Annotated in this window: 21 protein-coding genes; 5 read left to right on the forward strand and 16 right to left on the reverse strand. The window is 69.4% G+C overall.

Features of this window, described 5'->3' with window-relative positions:
- Nucleotides 1-255: 255 nt before the first annotated feature.
- On the reverse strand, nucleotides 256-1,959 hold the full coding sequence (locus TY25_RS28410) for a bifunctional metallophosphatase/5'-nucleotidase (RefSeq protein WP_052383256.1): 1,704 nt from the start codon (nucleotides 1,957-1,959) through the stop codon (nucleotides 256-258).
- 177 nt (nucleotides 1,960-2,136) lie between these two features.
- Between TY25_RS28410 and TY25_RS28415 the strand changes: the two genes are divergently transcribed.
- Nucleotides 2,137-3,195, forward strand: a complete 1,059-nt coding sequence (locus tag TY25_RS28415; RefSeq protein ID WP_226887375.1) for an endonuclease/exonuclease/phosphatase family protein — start codon at nucleotides 2,137-2,139, stop codon at nucleotides 3,193-3,195.
- 134 nt (nucleotides 3,196-3,329) lie between these two features.
- The gene (locus tag TY25_RS28420; RefSeq protein WP_042261103.1) at nucleotides 3,330-3,806 is read left to right on the forward strand and encodes a hypothetical protein; all 477 of its coding nucleotides are present in this window, start codon (nucleotides 3,330-3,332) and stop codon (nucleotides 3,804-3,806) included.
- 3 nt (nucleotides 3,807-3,809) lie between these two features.
- Here TY25_RS28420 and TY25_RS28425 read toward each other — a convergent pair whose 3' ends face one another.
- The 12 genes from TY25_RS28425 to TY25_RS28480 form a co-directional block, all read right to left on the reverse strand.
- Complete coding sequence (locus TY25_RS28425; RefSeq protein ID WP_042261104.1) at nucleotides 3,810-4,919, reverse strand: glycosyltransferase; 1,110 nt, start codon at nucleotides 4,917-4,919, stop codon at nucleotides 3,810-3,812.
- Between the two features lie 166 nt (nucleotides 4,920-5,085).
- Nucleotides 5,086-6,456 carry a glutamate-1-semialdehyde 2,1-aminomutase gene (locus TY25_RS28430; RefSeq protein ID WP_042261267.1) on the reverse strand — a complete coding sequence of 457 codons (1,371 nt, stop codon included), beginning with the start codon at nucleotides 6,454-6,456 and terminating at the stop codon, nucleotides 5,086-5,088.
- Nucleotides 6,457-6,616: 160 nt separating this feature from the next.
- Nucleotides 6,617-7,087, reverse strand: coding sequence for a winged helix-turn-helix domain-containing protein (locus TY25_RS40835; protein ID WP_052383248.1), 471 nt, complete (start codon nucleotides 7,085-7,087; stop codon nucleotides 6,617-6,619).
- Nucleotides 7,088-7,259: 172 nt separating this feature from the next.
- Nucleotides 7,260-8,636: a GNAT family N-acetyltransferase gene (locus TY25_RS40840; RefSeq protein WP_081869158.1), complete on the reverse strand. Its 1,377-nt coding sequence runs from the start codon at nucleotides 8,634-8,636 to the stop codon at nucleotides 7,260-7,262.
- Nucleotides 8,637-8,641: 5 nt separating this feature from the next.
- A complete protein-coding gene (locus TY25_RS28445; protein ID WP_042261106.1) occupies nucleotides 8,642-10,009 on the reverse strand; it encodes a right-handed parallel beta-helix repeat-containing protein in 1,368 nt (455 codons plus the stop codon).
- 40 nt (nucleotides 10,010-10,049) lie between these two features.
- Nucleotides 10,050-11,330 carry a Wzz/FepE/Etk N-terminal domain-containing protein gene (locus TY25_RS28450; RefSeq protein ID WP_042261108.1) on the reverse strand — a complete coding sequence of 427 codons (1,281 nt, stop codon included), beginning with the start codon at nucleotides 11,328-11,330 and terminating at the stop codon, nucleotides 10,050-10,052.
- Nucleotides 11,321-12,706, reverse strand: a complete 1,386-nt coding sequence (locus tag TY25_RS28455) for a hypothetical protein (RefSeq protein WP_042261110.1) — start codon at nucleotides 12,704-12,706, stop codon at nucleotides 11,321-11,323. The genes TY25_RS28450 and TY25_RS28455 overlap by 10 nt, the downstream gene beginning before the upstream one ends.
- Nucleotides 12,707-12,718: 12 nt before the next feature.
- The gene (locus tag TY25_RS28460) at nucleotides 12,719-13,723 is read right to left on the reverse strand and encodes a CgeB family protein (RefSeq protein WP_042261112.1); all 1,005 of its coding nucleotides are present in this window, start codon (nucleotides 13,721-13,723) and stop codon (nucleotides 12,719-12,721) included.
- Nucleotides 13,720-15,093 (reverse strand): lipopolysaccharide biosynthesis protein, encoded by a 1,374-nt coding sequence (locus TY25_RS28465; protein ID WP_088606863.1) that lies wholly within the window; start codon nucleotides 15,091-15,093, stop codon nucleotides 13,720-13,722. The genes TY25_RS28460 and TY25_RS28465 overlap by 4 nt, the downstream gene beginning before the upstream one ends.
- A complete protein-coding gene (locus TY25_RS28470; RefSeq protein ID WP_042261114.1) occupies nucleotides 15,086-16,267 on the reverse strand; it encodes a glycosyltransferase family 4 protein in 1,182 nt (393 codons plus the stop codon). The genes TY25_RS28465 and TY25_RS28470 overlap by 8 nt, the downstream gene beginning before the upstream one ends.
- A complete protein-coding gene (locus TY25_RS28475; protein WP_042261116.1) occupies nucleotides 16,264-17,334 on the reverse strand; it encodes a glycosyltransferase family 4 protein in 1,071 nt (356 codons plus the stop codon). The genes TY25_RS28470 and TY25_RS28475 overlap by 4 nt, the downstream gene beginning before the upstream one ends.
- Before the next feature lie 150 nt (nucleotides 17,335-17,484).
- Entirely contained in the window at nucleotides 17,485-19,290 is a 1,806-nt protein-coding gene (locus TY25_RS28480) for a hydroxysqualene dehydroxylase (protein WP_226887374.1), read from the reverse strand.
- A 101-nt stretch (nucleotides 19,291-19,391) separates the two neighbouring features.
- Between TY25_RS28480 and TY25_RS28485 the strand changes: the two genes are divergently transcribed.
- From TY25_RS28485 to TY25_RS28495, 3 genes are all read left to right on the forward strand, one after another.
- On the forward strand, nucleotides 19,392-20,087 hold the full coding sequence (locus tag TY25_RS28485; protein WP_042261117.1) for a TetR/AcrR family transcriptional regulator: 696 nt from the start codon (nucleotides 19,392-19,394) through the stop codon (nucleotides 20,085-20,087).
- 126 nt (nucleotides 20,088-20,213) lie between these two features.
- A complete protein-coding gene (locus TY25_RS28490; protein ID WP_042261119.1) occupies nucleotides 20,214-21,593 on the forward strand; it encodes a polysaccharide pyruvyl transferase family protein in 1,380 nt (459 codons plus the stop codon).
- Nucleotides 21,594-21,596: 3 nt separating this feature from the next.
- Nucleotides 21,597-22,436 carry a glycosyltransferase family 2 protein gene (locus tag TY25_RS28495; protein ID WP_042261120.1) on the forward strand — a complete coding sequence of 280 codons (840 nt, stop codon included), beginning with the start codon at nucleotides 21,597-21,599 and terminating at the stop codon, nucleotides 22,434-22,436.
- A 47-nt stretch (nucleotides 22,437-22,483) separates the two neighbouring features.
- Here the strand turns inward: TY25_RS28495 and TY25_RS28500 are convergent, their stop codons facing one another.
- The 3 genes from TY25_RS28500 to TY25_RS28510 form a co-directional block, all read right to left on the reverse strand.
- A complete protein-coding gene (locus TY25_RS28500) occupies nucleotides 22,484-23,122 on the reverse strand; it encodes an MspA family porin (protein WP_226887373.1) in 639 nt (212 codons plus the stop codon).
- 193 nt (nucleotides 23,123-23,315) lie between these two features.
- A complete protein-coding gene (locus TY25_RS28505; RefSeq protein ID WP_226887372.1) occupies nucleotides 23,316-24,473 on the reverse strand; it encodes a methyltransferase C-terminal domain-containing protein in 1,158 nt (385 codons plus the stop codon).
- Nucleotides 24,457-25,503: an NAD-dependent epimerase/dehydratase family protein gene (locus TY25_RS28510; protein WP_042261128.1), complete on the reverse strand. Its 1,047-nt coding sequence runs from the start codon at nucleotides 25,501-25,503 to the stop codon at nucleotides 24,457-24,459. The genes TY25_RS28505 and TY25_RS28510 overlap by 17 nt, the downstream gene beginning before the upstream one ends.

Here is a 25,503-nt window from a genome sequence, read left to right on the forward strand (position 1 = left end):
TGAATGCGGAGATACTGGTCCGGCCGCGACGTGCCCCCTGACGCGGTAACAGCGGTCGGGCCGAAAGTAGGAACCCCTTCGTCCTGACTTATAGGAAACAGTAATGGATTCCGCGCGACCCCGGCAAGCGTTCCGGTCGGTCTGCGGCTGTGGGACTGGTCACCTGTCTGTGCAGGTCAAAGGGTAAGTGTTACAACAATTTCCAGGTATACCTTCACTGGTCATTTGACCAGTAGTCGTCCGGCATCCGATGAGCTAACGCCGCTCCACCCGGGCGGCCGGCGGCTGCACGGCGGGATGGTCCCGGAAGTAGGCCTCGAAGGCGTCCAGGTCGGTCGGGCCGGGGACGCTGTCGGTGCCCTCGGTGAAGACGGCGAACCCGTCGCCGCCGGCGGCGAGGAAGCTGTTCGTCGTGATCCGGTACGTCGCAACGGGATTGAGTGGTTGTCCGCCGATTCGCACGCTCTCGGCCGACACCTTCGCGCCCTTCGGCGCGGATTCGGTGTAGGCGTAGGTGATACCGGCGGGGGAGAGCACGGCCGGCTTGCTCGCATTGGTCCACTGCTGTTCGAGCAGCCGCAGCACCTGCGTTCCGGTGAGCGTGAGCGTGACGACCTGGTTACCGAACGGCTGGACCGTGAAGATGTCGCCGTAGGTGACCGGGCCCGCTTTGATGTCCGCGCGGACCCCGCCCGGGTTCATGAACGCCGCGACCGCACCCGCCGGTCCGGCGGTGGCCGCGAGCATCGAATCGGCGATGACGTCGCCGAGCGGTGCGGTGCCCGACGGCCCCGGATCGTGCGACAGCACCGCGGTGGCCGTGCCGACCACCCGGGCGGTGCGCGGCCGTGCCTGGTCAGCATAGAAATCGACGAGCGCCGTGGTGGGCCCGTCCGGCGTCACCTCGCGGGTCACCACCCGGTTGACCGCGGACGCCCGCACGCCGTCTGGGGTGAAACGCAGCGTCAGATCGGTGATGAGCCTGCCGTAGGACGCGGCCTGGGTGACCACCTTGCCCTCGATCGTGCACACATAGGACTGATGGCTGTGGCCGGTGAACAGCGCCTGCACCGCCGGGTCGATCGCCTTGGCCAGCCCCGTGACGTTCGGGCTGATATCGGCGCACCCGTTGTAGTCGACCGGCACATCCTTGGGCGGCCGCTGGCTGCCGCCGTCGTGCATCAACGCGACGATCGTCTCGGCGCCCGCGGACTTCACCTCCGGCACATAGCGGTTGATCGTCGCGGCCTCGTCGTCGAACCGGTACCCCCGGATCCCCGCGGGCAGCACGAGATTGGTGGTGTCCGGGGTGACCGTGCCGATCACGCCGATTTTGTGCCCGCCGACCTCCAGCATGGTCCACGGCCGCAGCGCGGGCGGCAGCTTGCCCTCGGCGTCGGTCACGTTCGCGGCCAGGTACGGGAACTTCGCGCCGGTGAACGGTGCGCCGGGCGAACAACCGTCCGGCGGGCAGCCGCCCTGCTGGATGCGGGCCAATTCGAGGACGCCGCGGTCGAATTCGTGATTGCCGACCGACGAGGCGGCCACCCCGATGTTGTTCATGAAGGTGACGGTCGGTTCGTCGTGGAAGAGACCGGAGATCAGCGGGCTCGCGCCGATGTCGTCACCGGCCGCGACCACCGCGCTGGCGGGGTACGCGGCTTTCAGGCGGGCGAGGTGGGTGGCCAGATAGGCGGCCCCGCCCGCGTCGTGCCCGGCGATCTTGCCGGTCGAGCCGGCCGGCGGCTGCAGATTGCCGTGCAGGTCGTTGAGACCGAACAGGTGTACTTCGCCGGCCTCGGCCGCGCCGAGGTCGTCGGTCGAGATCAGCGGCACCACGCCGGGCACGGTCGAGGTGACCGGCCCGCCGCCCTGGTCGTTCGCCGTGCCGCACCCGGCGACGAGCGCCGTGCTCACGAGTCCGGCAACGACCACGGCAAAGCGACGGCGCGCGTTCATGTTCTGACTGTGCCATGCGGGGTCGGCCGGGGCCACCGTTCGCGCGTGCCGCCGTCGCTGTTCGCTCTGCGCTCTCGCCGAGTTCACGGGATATTCCAGTTGGGTGGATAGCCAGGAAATGAACACCTCTGTCCCGCTGTGCACACGATCGGAGTGATGGTCACCATGACGAGTTCGATGACACGACGCGATGCGATGAAATGGTTCGGCGCGGCGGGCGGTGCGCTGGCCGTCGGCGCGGCGATGCCGCTGGCCACCGCCGCGCCCGCGACCGAGGAGATCCGGGTGCTCGCGATCAACATCTGGATGGGCGCGAGCAAGATCCCCGATGGGATCGGCCTGGTGGCCGATCTGATCATCGATACGCGTGCCTCGGTGGTGCTGCTGTCGGAGGCGAACAAGGCGACGAAGGCGATCGCGGCGGCGCTGGAGCAGAAGGGCCAGAAGTTCGAAGCGGTCGCCTCGGGTGATACCGGTGTGCTCTCGGCGTTCCCGGTCGAGGAGAGCGCGGATCTGGGCTGGATGGTCAAGGCCCGGTTGAGCGTCGGGGGCAAGCGCATCACCGCCTACGCCGCGCACCTCGAATATCGCTGGTACGCCACCTATCTGCCGCGCGGCTACGGCGCCGGTGTGCCCGCGCCGGGGGAGTACTCCGAATTCGGCTGGAACAAGCTGCCGGACGGGCCGGTGACCGATCCCGCCGCGGTGCAGCGGGTGAACATCGCCTCCGGACGTCCCCAAGCGATCGGCGCCTTCCTCGAGGACGCGAAAGCGGAAGCGGCGGCGGGCAGTTCGGTGCTCATGGGTGGCGACTTCAACGAACCGTCCGCGCTGGACTGGACGCCAGCGGCGGCGCATCTGTTCGACCACAACGGCGTGGTGCTGCCGTGGGAGAGCACCCGCCGACTACAGCAGGCCGGGTTCGTCGACGCCTACCGCTCCCGCTACCCGGATCCGGTGACGCATCCGGGCTTCACCTGGCCCGCGAGCAATCCCGACGCGCCGGTCTCGCAGCTCACCTGGGCGCCCGAGGCCGACGAACGTGACCGCATCGACTACATCTTCGCCGGACCGGGCGCCGCGCTGCGGCTCGCCGACGTGGGCATCGTGGGACCGCGCGGCTCGATCGTGCGCAATGCCCGGCGCGAGGAGAATACCCAGGACAATTTTCTCGCGACACCGCAGAAATGGGTTACCGACCACAAAGCCGTCCTGGCGACATATCAGCTCACCTAGAACACGACCGCGCCGTTTTTCGACACGGCGCACCGAGGTGTACGGGAGTTTCCCGAGCGACCGGTTGGTGAATGTAATACTGCGTAGCCGAGGAGCAGTCGAAAGTTCACGACCATTTTGGAGGGCTCGGGTCTTTGAAATTCTCACGCACGACCTCGATGGTGACCTGTGCGCTCGGTGCCGCGCTGCTGGTGCTCGGACCGGCGGCGCGGGCCGATGCGGTGATCTTCGGCGTGGCGATCGAAGCCGACGAGCACATGTGCGACGGCTCCGACCACGACGACCGCTGGTATCAGGAGATCGGCGAGTGGCTGGAGCTCTCGCCGTTGATCTTCGACAAACCGGTGCACACCGAAACGCGGCGTGCGCTGTACGGAAATCCGGTATTCGACAAAGACACACGAAACGCCATGTGCGCGGGCGAAGCGGCCTACAACGAAAAACTCCAGGCCCTGATCACAGAGAGTTATGTGGTCGGAAATCTGCAGGAACTGTGTGAGACGAACGAAGGTCTGCTGCGTTATATGAAGCGGCGATCCGCGGTGTTCCAGTGGATCACGGTGAACGACTGGAACGCGCCGAAACCGCCGGCGCCGACCTGCCTGGCCTGAAAGTCAGCCGAGCAGTTCGGTCATCGCATCGGCCATGTTGGCGCGGAAGGCGGTGGGGGAGAAGGTTTCCGCATGCGCGCGGATGACCTCGGTCCGGTAGTCGGTGGGGGTGCAGTCCCGCATCGCCGCGGCCAGGTTGTCGACGACGGTTTCGTCGGCGCCGTGCGCGACGTGCTCTCCGGTCACGCCCGGCCGGACCGTGTCCAGCGCGCCGCCGCGATCGACCGCGAGCACCGGGGTGCCGCAGGCCATCGCCTCTACCGGGACGATGCCGAAATCCTCGACGCCCGGCATCAGCAGTGCGCGACAGCGGCGGTATGCGTCGACCAGAACTTCGTGTGAGGTCGCGCCCAGGAAGGTGGTCTCCGGCCCGGCCAGGGATTCCAGTTGCGCGCGGAAGCGGCCGTCGCCTAGCACGACGAGTTCGCGGCCCGCGCGCTGCGCGGCCCGAATGGCCAGATCCGGTCGCTTGTACGGCACCAGCCTGCCCGCGAACAGGAAGAAGTCCTCCCGCGCTACCGCGGCGTCGGGCGTGAAGCTGTCGATCTGTACCGGCGGGTAGACGACCGTGGCGGGCAGTCCCCACCAGTCGTGCACCCGCGCGGCCACGGCGCGGGAATTGGCGACGACCCGGGACAGTCGAGGCGCGGCCCGCAATTCGGCGTGCCGGGCCAGCCTGCCGAGCGCGGACAGGGCGAGCCGGCCCGCGGGCCCGCCCGCCTCCTGCGCGCGGAAGTCCTTGTCCCACGCCCAGCGTGCCGGGCTGTGCACATAGGCGAGGACCGGTACGTCGGCGGCGAACGCGGCCTGGGTGGCGAACGCGTGATGGCTGATGACGACGGCGTCGAAGCGGTGTGCGAGCGGCAGCCGGCGCAGCGCGCGCGGCGCGAAGGGCAGCAGCGGAGCGTGCGAACGGCGGCCGGTCACGGCATACGCACGGCTGAGCCAGGTATCGTGCACCGCGGTCAGCGGCGCCCGCACGCCTGCCGGATCGACGATCGGCGCGAAAACCTCCGTGCGCTCCCAGGTTTCGGCCAGTTCGCCGACGACGGCCTCGGAACCGCCGAACTCGGTGAAGCGTTCGTGCACCACCGCGACGCGTGGGCCGCTCATCCGTTCGGCCAGGGGAAGCGCGGCGCGGCAAGGGCTTTGAGCGTCACCGCCGCCCCGTGCGTCGCGTGCTTTGTCGCACGGACTGCGGGGCTGCCATGACTGCAACCTTGCACGCTGTGCCATTCCGGCGGGTGTTCCGTCGCTCGAAACGCCTTGTTCGGCTGCGTCATTCGCCGTCCCGTCGAATGCGGCGCGGCGCGGCTCGGCGACGAATGGCCGACGCGACCGGGCGGCCGATGAGCAGGCCGTCCACGCTGCCCTGGTCGATGGCCTTGCGGTACACCGCGGCCGCTTCGCGGCAGGCCGCGACGGTCACGTCGATATCGCCGTCGGCGTGCGCGGCGGAGGTGACGAACGACTGACCGAGCACGCCCCGCTGCAGCAGCTCTTGCAGGAACAAGGTGCGGAACTCCTGCGAGGGCCGCCCGTTCGGATCGCGAGTGACGAAGATGAGACACGACGGGCGGCCGAGTACTTGAAGGTGATCGGCGATGCCGAGATCCGCGGCGATCAGGTTGACTCCGTCGGCGAGGCGCTGACCGGCCCGCTCCATGCGCGTGATGGGATCGCCGGTGCGGTACTCCCGCACCACCGCGCGAAAGGCGGCGAGCGACGCCGATTCCGGGCCGTGCGTGGTGGACAGCAGGAAGACCCGATCGTCGTCGGTGCGCAGCCCGCCGAGCTCCATGTACTCGCGCTTGCCGGCCAGCGCGGAGAGCGGGAACCCGTTGCCCATCGCCTTGCCCCAGCAGGACAGGTCCGGCCGGACGCCGTAGACCGCCTGCGCGCCACCGGCCGACCACCGGAAGCCGGTGATCATTTCGTCGAAGACGAGCAGGGCGCCGTGCCGGTCGCAGAGGGCGCGAACGCCTGCCAGGAAGCCCGGCGCAGGCTCGGCCAGTGCGGTGGCCGCCTCCATGATCACCGCGGCGACGCGCCCCGAATCGAGCACCGCCGCCAGCGAATCGAGATCGTTGTAGCGGAAACGCAGGGTATCGGCCGCGATCTCGGCGGGGATGCCGTTGCACATCGCGGTGGTGCCGATGAACCAGTCGTCGACCGAGAAGAACGGTTGATCGCAGACGGCCAGCGCGGTCCGGCCGGTGGCGGCGCGGGCGAGCCGCACCGCGGCAGTGGTCGCGTCGGAACCGTTCTTCGCGAACTTCACCATGTCGGCGCCGGGCACCAGGGCGAGGAAGTCCTGTGCGGCCAGCAGTTCCAGCTCGGTCGGCCTGCTGAAGCTGACGCCGTCGGCGATCGCGGCGCGCACGGCGTCGAGCACCGGTGCGAATCCGTGCCCGAGGGTGACCGAGCGCAATCCCATGCCGTATTCGACGTAGCAATTGCCGTCGGCGTCCCACACTCGGCAGCCGTTGCCGCGCACCAGCACCGGGGCCATCTGTTCGGGATACTGGTCCGCGCCTCTGGCGTAGGTGTGCGCGCCGCCCGGGACGAGTTCGTGCAGCCGCGCCTGGAGTTCGTTGCTCCGGGCGAACCGGCCGTGCGGCGTCGCCGGCTGCTCGGGATCGGACACCATGATGATCTCCCCGCGGTTCGGCACACTGACCCGTACGAATCCTCCGGTACGCGACGGGTTCTGCGCATCACTGTACGTCCGCGCCACCGGGCTTGTCCGGGCAACGACGGCAGTGCCGCACAGGCCACAAAGCGGCCGGTCGGTGTGTCCGAACGGGATCTCAGCCGAACCGGTCGGCGCGGCGCATCCGAGCCGGCAGACCGTCGGTGAGGCCGAGCCGGGCGCCGATATCGGTGAGGCTCATGCCCTGATCGTGCGCGTCCTCGATCGCGGTCTGCCGGATGCCGGAGAGCTCGGCGATCCGCAGTTGGTAGTGCGTGATAAGGCTGGCGGCGAGCTGTGCCCGCCGGATCGGATGGGCCACGGCGCGGATCTCGTCGACATCGTCGTCCACCGGTTCGGCGGCGCGGCATGCGGAACCGTCGCCGACGAAGGTGCCGCGCCGCGCGACGGTGTGCACGAGGCGCTGCTCGCGCAACAGCTCGAGCGCCCGGCGGACGGCGGCACGGGAAACGCCATGCCGCGCGGCCAATTCGGCCTGGCTCGGTAGCCGGGCACCGGCGGCGAGGACACCGTCGCGGATCTGTCGTGCGTACTCGGCCGCGACGGTGGCGTGGGCCGGTGCGGCCATCGGGTCGATCCCTTCGTCAGCGGTACATCGCCTTCGAGGGTAGGCGCGCGAGCCAGTCGAGCGGAGGTCGAAATGGGGACCTGTTGCGTGTCAGGCGGAGCACAGTTGCACCCGCGCCGGTTCGGTGAACTCGTGCACAGCGAATTCGGTTGCTCTGTATGCGGATTGGTACTCACTGTTTCCCGGAGCTGCGGGGTGACGGATCGGTGGACAGAGACGGTGCCGAGGTGTGTTCCGGTGGGCTGGGTGTGGTGATCGCCCACAGGTCGTGATCGGCGCGGCGGCCGGTGGCGTCGACCGAATCGCGCATCTGCCCTTCGTGTGCCATGCCGACCCGGGCGGCGATCTCGGCGGCGGCCCGATCGCCCGGCGCGATGGTGGTTGCGACGCGGCACAGCCCGAGCGGTCCGAAAGCGAGCGTGAGCAGACCCCTGGTGGCCGCGACGCGGACGTGCTCGGCGTGCGCCGGATCGGCCCAGACGAACATGCGGGCGTTGCGATCGAACATATCCCGATCGAACAACCGGGCCTCGCCGGCGTACTCACCGTCCACCTCGATCGCGAGAACCAGGCCGCCCGCCGAGCGCAGCCCGGCGCGGGTGCGCAGATACTGCCGTACCCAGTGCGACCAGGAGTGCTGCGCGGCCCAGATCGGCTCGGGTGCCGAGGCGTCCGGATCCAGCTCGGCCCGGCAGCGCGACCGCGCGGCTCGCCAGCGCCGCCAGTCGGTGGGCTTGCGGGTCCGGAGGACGACCTCGGGATGGTCCGGGTCGGTGAGCCGGATCGGCGGCGGTGTGCCGAGCGGATCGAACAGGTGCACCGCGCGCCCTGCGTAGAAGCGTGCGCCCGCGATCAACATGGCGAGCTTGGGCAGAGCCGGCGGCACCGGATCGGTGGGTGCGGGCAGCGGTGCGGCACCGGGCGTCTCGTGGCGCGCGAGCCAGTGCCCGGCGAACCCGTCCGGCGGGCGATCACCCGCCGTGACCGCCCAGAGTTCGTGATCGCGGCGCGCCCCGCCCACGTCGAAGTACCTGCCCATCAACGCTTCCCGGCGGAAACCGACCCCGGCCGCGCCGTGGGCGGCGGCGACGTTGGCCGGTGAGATCGGCGCGGTGATCCGCTGCAGCCCGAGCCGGGTGAAGCCGTGGTCCAGCAGCATGGCCGCCGCCAATCCGCCGATGCCGTGCCGGGCCACCGTGGCGTCGACCCAGATGCCCATTTCCGCGGCGCCGGTCGCGGCGTCGATCGTGCCGAGCTCGATCTGTCCCGCGAACCGGCCGTCGACTTCGATCACGGTGGCCAGCCGGCGACCCGCTCTGGCCTCCGCGCGGATCATGAGACATTCACGTACCCAATGGGTTCCGCAGTGCCGTGCGTCCCAGTCCAGCGCCGAGCTGTACCAGAACGGCTCGATATGCCGCCGGTCGCGCAGCCGGATGTGGCGCCAGTACGGGTAGTCGGCGAGCCGGGGCGGGCGCAGCACGACCGTGCTGCCGTGCAACGACACCGGCCCGAGTCTGCTGCGCGCCAACGATTTCGATCGGATCATGGCGGCTACTCGCGCGGCCGCTGTTTACCCAAGGACATGGTCTTCAGGGCGCCCTCGGTGGAGATGGACACCCGCCAATATGTCCCGGACGCGTCTTTGAGCACGAGACCTCCTTCGCTGTGCTCGGAGAGCCAAGTTCCGCTCCCGAGGACGGCCGCGCGTACGGCGCCGTCGGCGGACTGCGTTTGGAATACGTCGGCGTCGCTGCGCCCCGCCTTGATCACGACCGTGCCGGTGAAGGCGGGGGTGTGCATGCCGGTGCGCCCCAGCACATGCCAGCGGTCGGGGAACACCGCCGGGTTGAGATCGTCCGCGGCGGTGGAGATCAGGTTCACCGCGGTGCCCTCGGGGCAGCCTGCCGGATCGATCCGCAGCTCGGTCGGCGGCCGGTCCAGATCCCTGTCGAACTGCACGTTGGCGAGATACGGCTGGCGGCAATAGATCAGGTCGAGCCCGACGCTGCGCGCCGCCACCTTGCAGTTGATCATGCCGAACTGCGCGGGACCGCCCCGATCGGCGTGCCCGATGGACAGCGCGACCTCGGCGCCCTCGAACCAGACATTGGTCAGCCACCAGTCGTTGGCCGCACCGTCGACGAGGATGTGCCGATCGGTGGTGCGCGGATCGGCATCGGACACGAATTCGACGTTGGTGAGCGCCAATCCGGCGTTGTGATCGTTACCGGTGCCCAGCACGCCGATGAAGTTGCTGGTGAGCTTGGACGAGGTGACGTAGTTCTGGATACAGGACGTGACGATGCCGTAGCCGAAATTGTTGATGTCGCAGTTGACGAACGAGGTGCCGCCGGTATTGCCCTCCAGTACCACGCCGCGCTGCGCCAGGTAGCGCGGATGGTTGTCGCTGAGGTGATTACCGCGGATCACCACCGAATCGAACGAGCACCGAAAACATTCCGACAGCACGATCCCGGTCGCCTTGGGCCCGGCCAGGTAGAAACCGATTCGCGCGAACCGCACCCGGTTGCGCTGATGGAGGTGAATGAGCGTCGTATCGGCCTCGCAACTGATCACCGTCACGTCGGCGCCGTCGCCGAGAACCGTGGCGTAGTCGTGCAATTCGGGCCACGCCGTCACCCGGTAGTGGCCGGCGGGTAGATACATGACGAGCGGTTTGTCCGTGACGGCGGCCGCCGCCGCGATGGCGGCCGTATCGTCGGCGAGGCCGTCACCGACGGCGCCGAAGTCGCGGACGTTGCGCGCCGCAGGTGCGTCGGTGACATGCGGCGAACGGAATTCGATCGTGGGCGGCCCGACCTCGGGTGTGCTGCCGCACGCGGCCAGTACCGGCACCGCGCCGACCGCCCCGAACGCGGCCGCCAACATACCCCGCCGACCGACTGCTTCTTTGCTCATGACCCTGCCTCGCCAACGCTGGGATCCGTCATGCGCCCATTCATAGCCGCAGCCTGTCGCCGAGCCGCTGCAGCCGGTTGCCCGGCTTGCTGTACGCTACCGCGCCGGTCAGCCTGTTGTCGCCGAAAGTGGCCAGCGCACCGCGCAATTGCGGCGCGGTGGTGCTGCCGAGCGGGACGACGGCGATGGTCCGGCCGCAGAGCGGCGCGAGCGCGATGGCGTCCGCAGCGCGGGTCACCGGTGCGGTCTGCATGATGAGGTGGTCGTATTCGGTGCGCAGCTTCGCGACGACCGAGACGAACCGGTCCGAGGCGAGCAGGTCGGGGGTCTGCGCGTCGGCCCCGCCCAGCGGCAGCACCGTCACGCCGGTTTCCGGCAGTGCGGTGAGCGCGTCGGAGACCGGGGTGCCGTCGCGTAGCACCTCGGCCAGCCCGAGTTTCGCGTCCGGGACGGTGCCGGAGCTGCCGTTGCCGGAGGTGTCCGCGTCGATCAGCAGCACGCTGCTGCCGGTGTCGGCCAGCGATTTCGCCAGGGCCGCCGCCACTTCCGGCTCCGACCGGGACGACAGGCTGGTGATCTGCACACTCCCGGACTCGTTTTCGCGCAGCAGCCGGGTGCGCAGCCGCCGCGTCTCGTCGGGTGCGCCGGGGCGCCCGGCGTCGATTATCCCGAGGATCGGCACGGGTAGCAGCGCTTCGAGATCGTTGGACGTGCGCAGGGTGCGATCGGTGCGGTCCCGGACGAACGCGCCCGCACAGCCGAGCGCGAGACCGGCGAGCACGCCCAGTACCAGGAGGCGGTTCGTCTGCGGTCCGCTCGGCGCGGTCGGCAGTTCGGCGCGGTCGACCACCGCGACCCGCGCCGCCGGCGCCGCGTCCCGCACGATCGTCTCCAATTCGTCGACGAGCCTGCGGAATTGGGCCACCACCGAATTGGCCAGATCGCGCGCCCCCTCCGCGGTGCCGGACTCGACGGTGATGACCAGGTTGGTGGTCGCGGGCGGGGAGAACGCCTTGATCTTGCTCTGCACCTCGCCGACCGACATCTGTAGTCCGAGGTCGTCGATGACCCGCTTGGCGACGGTCGCGCTGGTCGCCAGGTCCAGATACGAGCGGACGCGCTGCTGGGCGGCCAGGCCACCCTGGTACGAGTCGTTGACCGAGGTACCGGTCGCCATCGACACGTACATGCTGCTGGCGGCGAGGTAGGTGGTCGGCAGCGTGCTCGCGTAGCCACCCGCCGCCGCTAGGCACACCACCACGGCCGCGACGATGATGACCCAGCGGCGGCGCACGATATGCCAATAGTCGATCAATCCCATGGGGTGGACGCTTTCTCGGTAAGAGGGACAGCCCCGACAAGGTCTGGTTCCGCGCGCGGCGGAACCGGTGCGGCTCGGCGCCGGTACGCACGCACCAGCAGCGAGATGAGCCACGCGAGCACGGCCGCCTGGAGAAATTTGCCGAGATTCTCCATGCTGCCGAGGATTCCGCGCTCGAACAGCGCGGAGGCGCCGGTCATGGCCAGCCCGAGGACCACGACCGGAAAGAAGCGGGAATGCAGCGCTCTGGCCCAGGCGATCAGCAGCGCGAAGGTGAACACCGCGCAGACGAGTACCCCGGCGTAGCCGCCGAGCACGTACCCCTCGTTGACATTGCCTTCGGCCAGCGACACCGACACCTTGGTCATGTCGACCGAAGCGCCGCGTACGTCCTGCGCCCACGCCGTACCGGACTGGAACTTCTGGCTGCCGAGCAACTGACCCGGGATCAAGCTCGTGGTGGCATGGCGCAGAGCCTCGGTGGGTGTGAGCCACAGACCGGGGCCGTGGAAGTAGGCGTCGGTGGCCGCCTCCAGCAGGTCGAACCGGCGCAGGATGCTCAGGAACGGCTGCACCGCCGGCGGGTAGCCCGAATCGATCACTGCCGCTTCGGCTTTGGCCACCTCGGTCTGCTTCAACGACTGCAACCAGCCGAACCCGCCGATGCCCAGCACGCCGATGGTCGCGACGGAGAACGCTTTGGTCTTGGTCCAGCCGAGGATGGCGAAGCGGATCGCGATGGCCAGTGCCGCACCGATGATCGGCGTTTTCGATTCGACGACCGCGGTCCAGGCGAGTTCCCCGAGCAGCAGGCCGCCGATGATCAGCGCGGTGGTCTTCGGCTGTGCCGGTCGGATGAAGATGATCAGCCCGAGCGCGGCGATGGTGGCGAGAATCGCGACGAAGGACAGGATCGGATTGGCGCTGTCGACATCGCCCGCACCGCCGATGGATCCGGTGGCGACCGAGGCGGCCCGCCCGAACAGTCCGACGCCGTACATTGCGGCGAGGGTCGGCACGAAGTCGGGGTCTCGGGTCAGCGCCGGCTGTTGCGGCGGTGGCTGCCGGCGGGCCCGAAGTGCGTAGGCGACAACGAGTCCCGCGTAGATCCAGAGGCCGAACACGACGTGTTCGAGCACCAGCGCGATGCCGCGGTCGTACCCGAATTCGGCCAGGCGGGGATCGGGCACGTTGTCGCCGTAGTGCGGCTCGGGCTGCACATGCAGCAGCACCAGCGGCCGCCCCAGGTACGACAGCGACCAGAACGCCGCCTGCGCGATCAGGAAGACCCGCGCCACCCCGGGAATCGCCGTGGCCGCGACCACGATCGTCAGCAGGGCGAGGGCGATCAGCAGCACCTCGGTGGTGGCCGTCACGACGACGCCGGTTCACGCGATCGCATCGATGATCTCCCTGGCCCGGTCGACGTAGCGATGGTGGCCGTCGACGATTCGCCGGTATCCCGCCGCGGCGACCGCGGCGGCCTTGTCGGGGTGGGCCGCGCACCAGTCGAGGATCTCGCGCAGTTCACCGGTGTCGGAGAACAGGAAGCATTCGCTGGTGTCGGTGAGCAGCTCCGCGTGCTCGTCGGTGCGTTCGCCGACGAAAAGTCCACCGGCCGCAGGCACTTCGAAGCTGCGGCAGGTGTGGGTGTCGCGGTTGCCGGAGTTCAGCAGGACCAGGTTGGCGGTGATGCTCGCGACGATCTCGGAGTACCGCTGGCCGTACACGGCGCCGCCGACCACCGCGCCGGTGGTGTGCAATTCGGGCACCCGCCGCCAGCCCGGCCCACGCACCAGCATCCGGGCGCCGTGCGTACGGGCGAGGGCCACCAGGTCGGCGCGGCGATCGGGCCGGCACACCCCGATGAAACCGACGAGGAACTGCCGGGTGCCCCGCCGCGCGGCGGGGTGATGCCAGGCCGGGTCGTAGGCGCTGCGCACGAAGACGACGCCGCGGGCGCCACGCTTGCGCAGCTCCGCCACGTTGTGCCGCTTCGTGGTGAGCACGTGATCCCATTCGTGTTCGTGCGCAAGGTATTCCGGGCTGATGTTCGCCGGGTTCGCGACGTCGTCCGGGCTGTAGTGCACGTGCAGCGGCGCCGGCAGGTCGAGCAGCCTGCGCTGGTCGAGATGGATGCCCTTGAAGACGAAGACCAGATCCGGGCGCAGCGCCGCGGCGGCGCCGTCGATCTCTTCGTGCAGCGCGGCGATATCCCACGGCGCCCGGCGGTGATTCAGTCTGGCGTAGATCCACGGCGGAGAAAGCCTGCGCGGCAACGTGACCCGGGTGGTGTCGAGGACGACGACGTCGTGCCCGGCCTGCCGGAAGCCGTCCGCGAGCGAGCGGGCATTGCTGCCGACCCAGTCGTCGCCGAGGTAGAGAATTCTCATGATCCGCCCTCCTCCCGCATCAGCACAATCGCGGGACCGTCGGCGGTCGTTACCCGCTCGCGGTGGATGAGCGTCCGGATGCGCAGCAGATACCAAGCGGCGACGGTGAATTCGACGACGACGGTGCCGTAGACCAGCGTCCACACCGAGTGGGTGCGGAACGCGATGGCGAGTGCGGTGGCCGCTACGGCGGTGCCGAGCACCGCCCCGATCAGCACACCGGTGGTGTCCTGGCGCACCGGCAGGACGGCTGTGGTGACGAACGAGGTGATCGCGGTGGCCGGGAGCACGAAGGTCTCCACCCGCAACAGTCCGATGGCGGCCGTGAAGTCCTTACCGAACACCAGGTGGATCAACGTCGGCGCGGCCAGCCACACCGCGGCGGCGGCCACGGTCGCGGTGCAGACGCAGGCGAGCAGCGCCTGCATGGCGTGACGCCAGAAGTTGTCGTCGGTGCTCTTGCGTGCCATGCGGGGGAGCAGCGCGAAACCGATGGGATCCAGGGTGGATTGGATCGCGCGGACCAGCCGGTCCCCGGCGGAGTAGAGGCCGAGCGACACCGCGTCGAGCACCGCCGAATACACCGCCGCCGCGCCCTGCCCGTACGACGTGACCAGTAGTCGAGAGGTGAAAACCGGTGCGCCGGTTCGTAACACGGTTCGAATGCCGCGGGGACGGGCCGGTCGCCCGAAGGTGCGCAGCGAATCCCACCAGGTCAGCACGACGGTGGGCACCGACGACACGAGCAGGCACAGCAGCGCGACCTGGGCGCTCGGTATCCGGGGCAGCACGGCGACGAGCAGCACCAGATATCCGATGCGGCCGACCGCCTGATAGGCGGTCGACGCGCCGAAGCGGCCCTGACCGATAAGCAGCCAGTCCTCGGAGACCGACCAGAAACCGCCGGCGAACAAGCCGAGCAGGATCATCTCCAGATGGTCCGGCGCACCCACGGCATAGCTGAGCAACAGCGCGGCACCGAGTACGCCGAGCGTGCCCGCGCGGATCGCCAGATAGTCGCCGCGGAGCTGGTTCACGCGCCGGAACCGGTCGCTGCCGAGTTCGGGGGAGTTGGCGTCGTGCACCCGCGCGGCCAGGTACGAGGTGATGCCGAGATCGACCAGCAGCGAGCCGATGAAGTACGCGGACATGCCGATCGCGAGCAGGCCGAGACCGTGGGTGCCGAGCACCCGGGCGATCAGCGGCACGGTCACGATGGTGACGACGTACTGCCCGTATTTGCCGAAGCTGACGTAACCGATATCGCGGATGATCGCGAGAAAACCGTGGCGCGGCCGGCGATCACGACGATGCGAGCCGCCTGTGGAGGGCGACCGGTCGGGGCCGTTCGGCGCGGCGTGTTCAGCCATTCGGGGTTCGCTCCGAGGAAGACGGGGTGCCCGCGGCGTCGTTGCGTTGTGCGATGTCATCGAGGAAGGCGGCGACCGAGCGGGCCGTCGCGGCGCTGCCGAAGTCCGCGGCGCGCGCCCGCCCCGCGTCGGCGAGGCGAGTGCGTAGCTCGGGGTCGGCGATGAGGGTGTCCAGGGCCGTGGTGAGCTGGTGCGCGGACCCGCCGTCGACGAGCAGACCGTCGACGTCCGGCGTGATGATTTCCGCGGGACCGCCCGGCCGGGCGGCGATGACGGCGCAGCCCGCCTGCATGCCTTCGACGATCACCTGACCGAACGGCTCCGGCAGGACCGAGCAGTGCACGAGGATGTCTGTGGCGCAGAGGTATTCGCCCGGATCGTCGACGTGGCCGGTGAAGGTGACCGGTAGTGCGAGGTCCTGGGCGAGCCGTTCCAGTTCGGTGCGATAGGCCTGCTCGTCGAAGAAGGTGCCGCCGATGAGGTAGACCCGGTGCGGGCGCGTCTTCGTCGCCGCCAGTGCCCGCAACAGCACGTCCTGGCCCTTCCACGGGGCGAGCCTGCCGAGCACGGCGACCACCGTCTCGGCGGGCGGGCGCTGCGCGCAACGCGTTGTGCCGATGGCGGGTTCGACGCCGGGATAGGCCACGAGCGCGGGTTTGCGTCCGACCGGCACGGTGTCGAGCGTGGTGCGGCTGTTGGCGAGGTAACCGGCGCAGCACCAGCGGCCCAGCAGGCGCAGCACCAGTGTGGGCAGCCGGCCGAAATAGTCGGCGGCGATCCGGTCGTGCACCTGCCAGACCAGCGGAATGCGGGCGCGCCGCGCGGCGACGATCCCCATCACGAGCGCTTTGCTGCTCTCCGCGACGAGCACGCGGGCACCGAGCCGCCGTGCGGCGCCGCCGACCGTCCAGCCCAGCCGGAGCAGCGCCGCGAAACCGGCGACGAGTCGTATCGGTCCCGCGCCGATGGTCATCGCCCTGCTCTCGAAACGACCACGCAGCAGCAGGGTTTCGACCCCGCGGGCGCGCATACGCTCGACCATCGGGCCGTCTTCGGTATACGCCATGGCGATATCCGCACGACCGAGATCCCGCAGCGCGGACAGCAGGCGCAGCGTGGCCAATTCGGCGCCCGACGGTGCCGCGGTGTGCGCGAGGAACAGGGCCTTGGTCATCGGCTGACCTCCCGGTACAACGCGAGGTGCCGCCGCGCCGTGACATCCCAGGAGAATGTCTCGGCGTGCGCCCGGCATCGTTGCGGGCTGGGCAGATCGCCGTGTAGTGCGCCGGCCAGCCGCGCGGCGAGGGCTTCGGCGTCGCCCGCGGGCACGATCAGGGACGAGTCGAGGTCGTGCACCGAATCCGGCAGTCCGCCACAGTCGGTGACGATCGGCGCGCGCCCCGCCGCGAGCGATTCGAGCGCGATCAGCCCGAAACCCTCGAGGGCGGTGGTGGGCACCACCGTCAGCGTGGCGAGTTCGTACAGTTCGGTCAGTCGTTGGTCGTCGACGTGTCCGGCGAACTGGACGGTATCGCGCAGAGTCGCTGCCGCGGAACGGAGTTCGTGCTCCGCGGTGCCGGTGCCGACGAGCACGAGCCGGGCGTCCGGATGGTCGGCGAGGACGGCGGGCCACGCGCGCAGCAGCGTATCGATGCCCATGCGGCGTTCGAGTCTGCGCACGCACAGCACCGTGCGCGTCGCGGTGTCGGCGGGTATCGGGGTGGACTGGAAACGATCGAGGTCGACACCGGGCGCGATGACCGCGACCCGATCGGGGGAAACCCGGTAGTCGGTATGTAGTACCTCACGAAAGTGGTTGGACAGCACCACGAATCGGTCCGCACCGAGGTATCGGAGCCGTTCGAGCAGATACTTGGCGCGCACGGCCGCGGGGTGCTGTCCGGTCATCCGGCTCTCCGCCGCCCACGGGCCGTGGAAGTGGACGACCAGGGGTAGCCGGCCATGTCGGGACAAGGCGACCGGTCCGTACAAGCAGAAGTGCCGGTCGAGCACCGTGGCGCGGCTCAGTCCGGCGCGGTCGAGTAGCGCGGCGCGCGTCCGGTGCAGCGTGGAACCGCCTGTGCCGCCCCAAGATCGGGCGGTCGGGGCGTCCGGCGCGGCCGTGCCGAAGGCGGCCGCGGACACCGCGATCTCCGGTTGCCGCGCGAGGGCGTGGAACAGCTCCGTGAAGTACCGATTGAGCCCGCCGGGCGCGGACGTGAACCACTCCGATCCCGTCATGTGGACCCGAACTATCCCGGAACTTCCCGTCACCCATGCCCCCTACTGGCGGTGATGGCGGGACGAGTCGCTGTCGGTGAACTCGCCTCTCCCGCAGCAGTCTAGGGGACCGGGGGCCTTCTGGTCGGCCAGTCGGCGAGCAACAATTCGTCAACCCAGATCGAAGAGGTTCGGTTGCCCGGCGCGCAGGCGCGCGGCGTCCATCTGGCGCAGTGGTTCGAACGCGGGTATCGCGGCGCGGGTGAACAACTGGGCGCGGGCGGCGGGGGAGCCTGCCGCGTCGAGCAAGGCGTTCACCGCGGTGCGTGCCGCCTCGTTGGCGCCCTCCATGGTGGCCAGATCGAAGTTGGTCTGCACATAGTCGGCGGCCAAGAACAGATTGGGGATCCTGGTGTGCGCGGTGGGCCGGGCGGCCCAGGAGCCGACGGTGTTGACCAGCAACGGTTCGTCGTTGTGGTTCTGCCCGTCCTGCCAGCTGATACCGGGATCGAGCAGCCAGTCGCGCACGATGCCGTCCTGCAGCTGCACGCGCCCGTCGTCGTTGAGCGCGGCGGTGAGCTGAGCCCAGGTCTCCTGGTAGATCTCTTCGCGGGTGCAGTGTTTGGCGGTCTTGCCGTACAGGATGCCCGGGGTGTCCCAGTCGGCGATATCGATGGTGAGACCGTCGACGACCCGGCCGTCGCCGTATTTCGCGGCGTAGTCCACGTTCCAGAACGCGCGCTGCGTGTACGAGGTCAGTCGCCACGGGGCGTCGAGATAGATGTTGTAGCCCGCGCCGAGTTCCAGCTTCTCGCTGACGAACATCTGCATGCCGGTCATCCAATCGACGGTCAGCTCGTCCATGCGCGCCAAACTCGGTTCGAGACTGCGCATCTCGGGCGACCACAGGCGCTGCGCCCGATCCGTCGGCACGGCACAGACATACCAGTCGGCTCGGTGCAGCGTGGTCGAGCCGTCCGGTCTGCGGATCCGCGCGCCGCCGATCTCGCCGCCCGCGACCTCGAAGCCGTCCAGGGCGTGCCCGGGCAGGAACCGCACGCCCAGCTCGCTCAGCAGCGTGATCCACGGATCCAGCCAGGCCTCGTTGGTCGGGCCGTTGAGCACCTGATAGACCTTGGGGCCGCCGGCGAGTTCCTGCAGCAGGGCGATGAAAAAGCTCTCCATCATGTTGCCCATGGTCCGGGTGCTCGCGACATACTCTTTCGCCGCCACCAGCGCTCGGGTCAAACCCGTTGCGGCGAGGGCCTGGAACTGCGCGGATCGCTGCGCTGCGCCGACATAGTCCCACCAGCTGAGGTGTTCCCACTGCGCGAAGCGCCGCTCCTCGCTGGAGGTGAGATAGGTGATGACCCGCCCGGCCATGTGGATCGCCTCGGGCAGCGGGATGAGGTTGTTCTTCATGAACACCTCGATCAAGATGCGCTGCAACCCTTCCGGGGTGAGCGCTTGGCGCGGGTCGAAGTAGAAGCCGAACATCAGCGGGAAGCCGTCGGGGAGATTGCCCGCCCGGGGATAGCGGGGATCGTTGACCGAGAACGGAATCAGGTTGTCGTAGACGGAGTTCCGGGTGCCGGGCAGCGGAATGCGGCGCATCGTGTCGTGCACGTTGTGATAGAACGAGGTGAACCCGCGCGCTCCGTGCTCACCCGGCAGCGGGGCCCGGCCGCCGATCCCGGTGCCGGGCAGGGGAATGGTGCGGGATTTCCCGCCGAGTTCTTTGCGGTCGAAGACGGTCACCTCGAAACCCCGCTCGGCCAATTCATGTGCCGCGGTGAGTCCGCCGATGCCGGCGCCGAGCACCGCGACCGTGTTGCGCCCGGGTCCGTTTCGCCGGCGTGGCTCCCGTGCTGCCGCGGTGCCCGCGCTCGCCGCCAAGCCGGCCGCACCGGCCAGACCCGCCGCGCCACGTAAGACCGAACGCCTGCTGATCGCGCTGTTCCGTTGGTGAGGTGTCACTGGCCGACCCCGTTCGCAAAACTGACTATTGTGATAGTCATCTTTAGCAGATGGTCGGGCGCGATGGGAGACAATGCGTAGATGACGAGGCGGAGCGAGCGATGACCGGGACGCCGAAACAGCGCCGCCCGGTGCGGCCGTACGGTGGGGTCGGCGCGGCCGATCGGGTGGCTGCACGTCGCGGCAAACTGCTGGCAGCAGGCCTGGAGCTGTTCGGAACCCGGGGCTACCCGGCCACCGGCGTGAAGGACCTGTGCCGCACCGCCGGGCTCACCGACCGATACTTCTACGAATCCTTCGGCGGCACCGCGGAGTTGTTCGCGGCGGTGTTCGACCAGGTGATCGACGAACTGTTCGCGGCGGTGTCCGTGGCCGTGGACGCGGCTCCCGCCACCGGCACCCGCAAACTGCGCGCGGGCATCGGCACGTACCTCACCGCGCTGGCCGAGGACGCGCGCAAGATGCGGATCGTGTTCGTCGAGCCCGCCGGGGCCGGGGCCGAACAGCGGATGCGCGAGGCGCTGTGGCGCTTCGCCCGGCTGGTGGCCCGGACCGCCACCGCGGCGCGGCCGGAGACCGAGCCGCCGGCCGAGCTGGTGGATATCTACGCGCTCTCGGTGGTCGGCATGCTCGAACGCGTGCTGGTCGAGAAGGAGGGCGGGCGGCTGGACGTGCCGATGGACGAACTCGTCGACTATTGCACGGCATTCGCCGCGGCGTCGCTGGCGGCGCTCTACGCGGGGCGGATAACCAAACAGTCCGGTCGGCCCGAAGGACGTTCCCGCACAAGCGATTGAGTAGCGCGCGGTTTTCCGGTAACTCCCGGTACGGTAGCCGCGATGCATAGCGTGGGGTAGATTTCACAACGAGTTCGTGCTCGGCACGGGCCGACCCGGCAGGGGGCTGGCGGGAGGATATGCACAGTGGGGACCGAAGGTTCCGCGGCCGAGCGCGCCGAACTTGCCGAGGGCAATATTCGGGTGCTGGTCGAGAACGGCGAATACTGGCTGCGCAACCGCGGCGATATCGCGATGATGGCGGTGACGGTCGAACGACTGCGGGCCCGATGGCCGCGCGCCCGGATCGGGGTGCTCACCCACCAACCCGGCATCCTGCGCGCGCTGTTACCGACGGCGGAGCCGCTCTGCGGCCCGGACTGGTCGTGGCGCGGTGACGGGTGGGTGGCGCGGTTATCCCACAGGGCCGCAACGAAACTGGGTGGTCCGGCGGCGCTGCACTGGCGGGCCGCCACCGACGGACCCAAGGACCGGTTGCGCGCGCTGCGCTCCGCGGCGAAGCGCCGGACCGCGGGCCCCGGCATCACCGAACACGTCACGGTGCCGGCCGACAGTGCCTTCCCCGTCGAAATACCCGCCGCGGTCGAACAGGCGTCGCTGGTGCTGGCGCTCGGCGGCGGCTACATGACCGACGTGGACCGCTATCAGGCGCACCGCACGCTGAATCTGCTGGAATACGCCCGCGGCCGCGGCATTCCGACCGCGCTCGTCGGTCAGGGCCTCGGTCCGCTACGCGACCCGGAGCTGCTACGCCGGGCCGGCGAGGTGTTACCCGGCGTGGACTTCGTGGCCTTGCGCGAGCGGCGCAGAGGCCCGGAGTTGTTGTCGCGCATGGGTGTCGCGCCCGAGCGGGTGCTCGTCACCGGTGACGACGCGGTCGAGTTCGCCTACCGGTTGCGCCAGGCCCGGATCGGCGCGGATATCGGCCTGTGCCTGCGGGTCGCGGACTACTCGCCGGTCGGCGTGGCCGCGCAGCAGACGCTCGGCCGGGTGGTGCGCACCTGCGCGGCGCATCATCGGGCCGGGGTGGTCCCGCTGATCATCTCCGAATACGCCTCCGAGGACCGGCTTTCCACGCTGCCGCTGATGGCGGGGGCGCAGCTCGCGCGGCCCGCCGTCGGCCGCGGCGGCACGCCCCAGGACGTCGCGCGTCAGGTCGCGGGTTGCCGGGTGCTCGTCACGAGCGCCTACCATCTTGCGGTCTTCGCACTGTCGCAAGGCATCCCGGCGGTCGGCATCACCGCCTCGGAGTACTACGACGACAAGTTCCACGGCCTGGCGCAGATGTTCGGCATCGGGCTGCGGATCGTGCACCTGAACGATCCCGCGCTGCAGACGCAACTGACCGAGGCCGTGCAGCAGTCCTGGCACGACGCGCCCCTGGTGCGGGAGCCCCTGCAGCGCAAAGCGATAGAACAGATCGACGCCAGCAGAGCCGGGCTCGAGCGGGTATTCCGGCTAGTGGACAGCGGCCCGGTACGTCCGGGCCATCAGCTAGGGGGATGACTCATGGCCGGCCTGTCGGTATGTGTTCCGGCGTACAATTCCGCGCGCACGCTCGCCACGACGCTGCGTTCGGTGCTCGACCAGGACGCGGAGTTCGAGCTCGTGGTGCTGGACAACGCCAGCACCGACGACACCGGCGCGATCGCGCGCTCGTTCGAGGACCCGCGGATCCGGGTGCTACGCAACGATGCCGTGCTGCCGATCGGGGACAACTGGAACAAGGTGATCCGCGCGTCTCGTGGCGACCTGGTCAAGGTGGTCTGCGCCGACGACGTACTGCGTCCCGGCGCGCTGGCCGCACAGCTCGCGGTGATGGCCGATGACCCGGGTATCACGATCTCTTCGAGCCGATTCGAGGTGATCGACGAGGACGGCGCGCTGCTCGAGACCGAACTCGGCTTGCCGGACCTGCTCGGCAGGCAGACGGCGCGGGCCCTGGCGCGCGCCATCGTGCGGCGCGGACCCGCCGATTTCGGGCCGACCGCGGCGGCGATGTTCTACCGCAAGCATTTCGATCTGGTCGGCGGTCTGCGCGGGGATCTGGTGTTCCCGATGGACGTGGACCTGTTCGCGCGGGTGTCGTCGTTCGGCGTGTTCTTCGGGATGACCGAAATACTTGCCGCCTGGCGCAATTCGTCGTTCAACCTGTGCAGCCGCACCTCGACGGTGAGCAAGCTGACCGACATGTACCGGTTCCACCACCGTATCGCGGGCGACTACCCGAACCTGGTGAGCCGCGGCGACGTGCTCGCGGGTGACACCCGGCTGGCCCGAGCGGCGTTGTACCGCTTGCGGGTTCGTACGGTGGCCACGGTCCGCAATCGCCCGGACCTGCTGGTCTGACCGCCGGCGGTGTGGCGCTCGCCCCGGGGCGCCACACCGGCCGCACCTCAGAGGGTCCAGATCCGCCCATAGGTGATCACGGTGTCACCACTGGCGCTGACCACCCGCACGAACGGGCGAATGGTGGTCGGCCCGATCACGCCCGTCACGGTGCCGTGGAACCCGGACATCCGGATGAAGCCGGAGGTGCCGGAGATATCGCCGCCGGCGCACTCCACGGTCTTGATGCCGGGGCCGAAACCGACCTCGATCTCCACGCCCGCGCGGGGGATCAGCCCGTCGAGCTTGAGGATGCCACCGTCACCGCCGCCGAGGTCGACGCCGAGTCCGGGCGTCGAGTAGCCGAATTTCAGTCGGCCGCTCAGCGTCGCGGGATAGCCGACCTGGTAGCCGATGGTGATGTGCCCGTTCCAGTCCTGCGCGTGCGGGCCCGCGACCTTGAACGACGCCTCGCCGTTGTGGAACCACTCGCGCGTCAACGGGTTTCCGTCCAACGGCGGCACGAAGTCGATCCGGGTATCGGACTGGATCGCCTCGATCGACCGATCCTTCTGATCGACGATCTGGTTGGTGCTGTCGACGACCGCGCCCGCGGCGCCCGCGCCGAAGATCAGGCCGGTAGCGACGGCGGTGGTGATCGCGAGCATGCGCAGGTCTCGGCCGCGCTGCTGCGTGAAGTCCCTCATCTGGTTCATCCCCTTCTGCACGCACCCGGCCGGGCGTGGGTGTTCGCTCGGCGGCCCGCTCCCCGGCACGCGGGAGCAACGAAACTCGTCCGTCAGCTGGGCGGTCAGGTGCTCGGTATTCGAATCATGTCAGATCAAGCGCGTGGCGGAAACCGGTGGCAAAACCATTGGTGGACAGCGAATCCGAGGCATGTCAGCCGCCTTCCGCGGTGGGCTCGGCCGGGTCGTCGACGATCCAGCAGCCGTCTAGTTCCGGATAGCGGGCCCGGACCTCGGGTAGTAGATCGGGCAACGTCAGCAGCACGAGATCCGGACGGGCGGCGACGAGTTCGTCGGGCGAGATGATCGGCACGTCGGTGCCCGGCATCCGCCTGCCCTGTTTGGCCGCGGCGGCGTCGGCCACGCCCGCGATCAACCCGCGATGCACACCGGCGAGGCTGAACACGGCGACCGCCCGGGACGCCGCGCCGTAGGCGTAGACCCGATCACCTTGCGCGGCATGGCGTTCGAGCCAGCGGCGCAGCGCGTCGGCGTGCGCGTCGGCAGCACATTGCAGCCCGCGGATCGCGGCGGGCGCGATGAAATCTCGTTCCCGCGTGAGGATTTCCCGTACGACGCGGTCCGGCTCGTGATTTCCGTGCCGGGCGGCGGCGAGCACCGTCCCGCCGTAGAGGTCGAACCGCCACGCGGTGACCAGGCTCATCCCGGCGCCGCGTAGCAGCCGTTGCAGCGCGGTCAGCGAATAGTAGGCGAAGTGGCCGTGCCGCAACGCGTTCCACTGGGAGCCGGCGACGATGGTGGCCAGCGCGTGGAATTGGACGAGCAGCACACCGTCCGGCGCGGTCGCGGCGGCGCGCGCGGCGAAGGCCGCGCGCTGGTCGGGCTCGTGCATGATGCCGAAACAGTCGAGCACCACCTCGGCCGCCGCCTCGGTGGGGGAGAAGCCACGCTCGGTGAGCAAGGGCAGCCAGGTGCCCCCGTGCGGACTGCCGAACTCGCGCACCGTCTTTCCGCGCAGCAGCCCGGCCGCCGCGACCTTGCCGACGGCATCGGCCGCCTGTGCGCGCAAGGCCGCTGGTTCGATGCCGCGCGGCTCCTCGGTCCGGGTGTCGTCCTCGGCGAGCTGTGCCAGGCCACAGTGGGCGCACAGCTCCATCCGCAGTGGATGCGCCGACTCCGCCAGGCCGACCGGCGCGTGCGCGGGCGGGAAGAAGTCGGCCGCGGGCACGGTACCGAGGTCGAGCACGGTGCTGAGCGCGCTGCCGCGGCAGGCGCGGCAGCAGTGCTCGCGCGCCGCGCGCACGGGTGCGCAACGCTGTGCCGGGGTGTCCTGGCTAGCTTGCGGGGGCATGGGCGGTTCCGGTGGGTATCCGGCGCATCGTCGCGTCGAGCACCCCGGTCCGGTGCAGCCGCTGCAGGTGCGGCAGCCGGGTGAACTTCTGGAAGAAATCGTCGTAGGTGAGCCCGCGGGCGGTGTATTCCTGGAACAACTCGTCCGCGCCCGCCTGCACGGTCCAGAGCGCGCGGAAACCGAGCGCGGAGCGGGCCGCCGAGAAATCCACGCGGTAGGAGCGCGGGTCGGCGCCGCTCTCGCCGGTGATGTTCAACCGCGAGCCGGGCACCGCCTCGACGACCGCCTCGGCGATATCGGCGACGGTGAGGTTGTTGGCCTCGGTGCCGATATTGAACGCGCGGCAGTGGATTGCGTCCACGGGTGCGGTGAGGCAGTTGGCGAAGGCCCACGCGATATCGCGAGCATGCACCAGCGGCCGCCACGGCGTCCCGTCGGAGAGCACCTTCACCTCGCCGGTGAGCGTGGCGTAGCCGACGAGGTTGTTCAGCACGATGTCGGCGCGTAACCGCGGGGAGAAGCCGAATGCCGTGGCATTGCGCAGGAATACCGGCGCGAAGCCGGAATCGGCCAGTGCCGCCACATCGTCCTCGACCCGTACTTTGCTCTGCGCGTACGGCGTGATCGGACGCAGCGGTGCGTCCTCGGTGACCAGATCCGCGCCTGCCGCACCGTAAACCGAGCAGGTGGAGGCGTAGAGGAACCGGCGCACCCCCGCTTCCTTGGCGAGCCGGGCCAGCCGGACCGAGGCGTGATGGTTGACGGCGTAGGTGATCTCGGGTGCGAGCGCGCCGAGCGGATCGTTCGACAGCGCGGCCAGATGGATCACCGCGTCGAACCCGCGCAGCTGCTCGACGGTCACGTCGCGCAGGTCCACCGCGAGGCCGGGCGGATCGCCGGGCAGCTCGCCGAGCACGCAGTCGGCGAAGAAGCCCGCGTCGAGCCCGATCACCTCGTGCCCGTTGGCGCGCAGTACCGGCACCATGACCGTGCCGAGATATCCCTGGTGTCCGGTGAGCAACACCCGCAT

This window comes from Nocardia brasiliensis NBRC 14402 (assembly GCF_000308475.2).
In the GTDB taxonomy this organism is placed as follows: domain Bacteria; phylum Actinomycetota; class Actinomycetes; order Mycobacteriales; family Mycobacteriaceae; genus Nocardia; species Nocardia brasiliensis.

Excerpts from the sequence above, each read along its gene's own strand:
- TY25_RS28410 (WP_052383256.1), bottom strand. The coding sequence starts at position 1,959 with ATGAACGCGCGCCGTCGCTTTGCCGTGGTCGTTGCCGGACTCGTGAGC.
- TY25_RS28415 (WP_226887375.1), top strand. The coding sequence starts at position 2,137 with ATGACACGACGCGATGCGATGAAATGGTTCGGCGCGGCGGGCGGTGCG.
- TY25_RS28425 (WP_042261104.1), bottom strand. The coding sequence starts at position 4,919 with ATGAGCGGCCCACGCGTCGCGGTGGTGCACGAACGCTTCACCGAGTTC.
- TY25_RS28430 (WP_042261267.1), bottom strand. The coding sequence starts at position 6,456 with ATGGTGTCCGATCCCGAGCAGCCGGCGACGCCGCACGGCCGGTTCGCC.
- TY25_RS40835 (WP_052383248.1), bottom strand. The coding sequence starts at position 7,087 with ATGGCCGCACCGGCCCACGCCACCGTCGCGGCCGAGTACGCACGACAG.
- TY25_RS40840 (WP_081869158.1), bottom strand. The coding sequence starts at position 8,636 with ATGATCCGATCGAAATCGTTGGCGCGCAGCAGACTCGGGCCGGTGTCG.
- TY25_RS28445 (WP_042261106.1), bottom strand. The coding sequence starts at position 10,009 with ATGAGCAAAGAAGCAGTCGGTCGGCGGGGTATGTTGGCGGCCGCGTTC.
- TY25_RS28450 (WP_042261108.1), bottom strand. The coding sequence starts at position 11,330 with ATGGGATTGATCGACTATTGGCATATCGTGCGCCGCCGCTGGGTCATC.
- TY25_RS28460 (WP_042261112.1), bottom strand. The coding sequence starts at position 13,723 with ATGAGAATTCTCTACCTCGGCGACGACTGGGTCGGCAGCAATGCCCGC.
- TY25_RS28465 (WP_088606863.1), bottom strand. The coding sequence starts at position 15,093 with ATGGCTGAACACGCCGCGCCGAACGGCCCCGACCGGTCGCCCTCCACA.
- TY25_RS28470 (WP_042261114.1), bottom strand. The coding sequence starts at position 16,267 with ATGACCAAGGCCCTGTTCCTCGCGCACACCGCGGCACCGTCGGGCGCC.
- TY25_RS28475 (WP_042261116.1), bottom strand. The coding sequence starts at position 17,334 with ATGACGGGATCGGAGTGGTTCACGTCCGCGCCCGGCGGGCTCAATCGG.
- TY25_RS28485 (WP_042261117.1), top strand. The coding sequence starts at position 19,392 with ATGACCGGGACGCCGAAACAGCGCCGCCCGGTGCGGCCGTACGGTGGG.
- TY25_RS28495 (WP_042261120.1), top strand. The coding sequence starts at position 21,597 with ATGGCCGGCCTGTCGGTATGTGTTCCGGCGTACAATTCCGCGCGCACG.
- TY25_RS28500 (WP_226887373.1), bottom strand. The coding sequence starts at position 23,122 with ATGAGGGACTTCACGCAGCAGCGCGGCCGAGACCTGCGCATGCTCGCG.
- TY25_RS28505 (WP_226887372.1), bottom strand. The coding sequence starts at position 24,473 with ATGCCCCCGCAAGCTAGCCAGGACACCCCGGCACAGCGTTGCGCACCC.
- TY25_RS28510 (WP_042261128.1), bottom strand. The coding sequence starts at position 25,503 with ATGCGGGTGTTGCTCACCGGACACCAGGGATATCTCGGCACGGTCATG.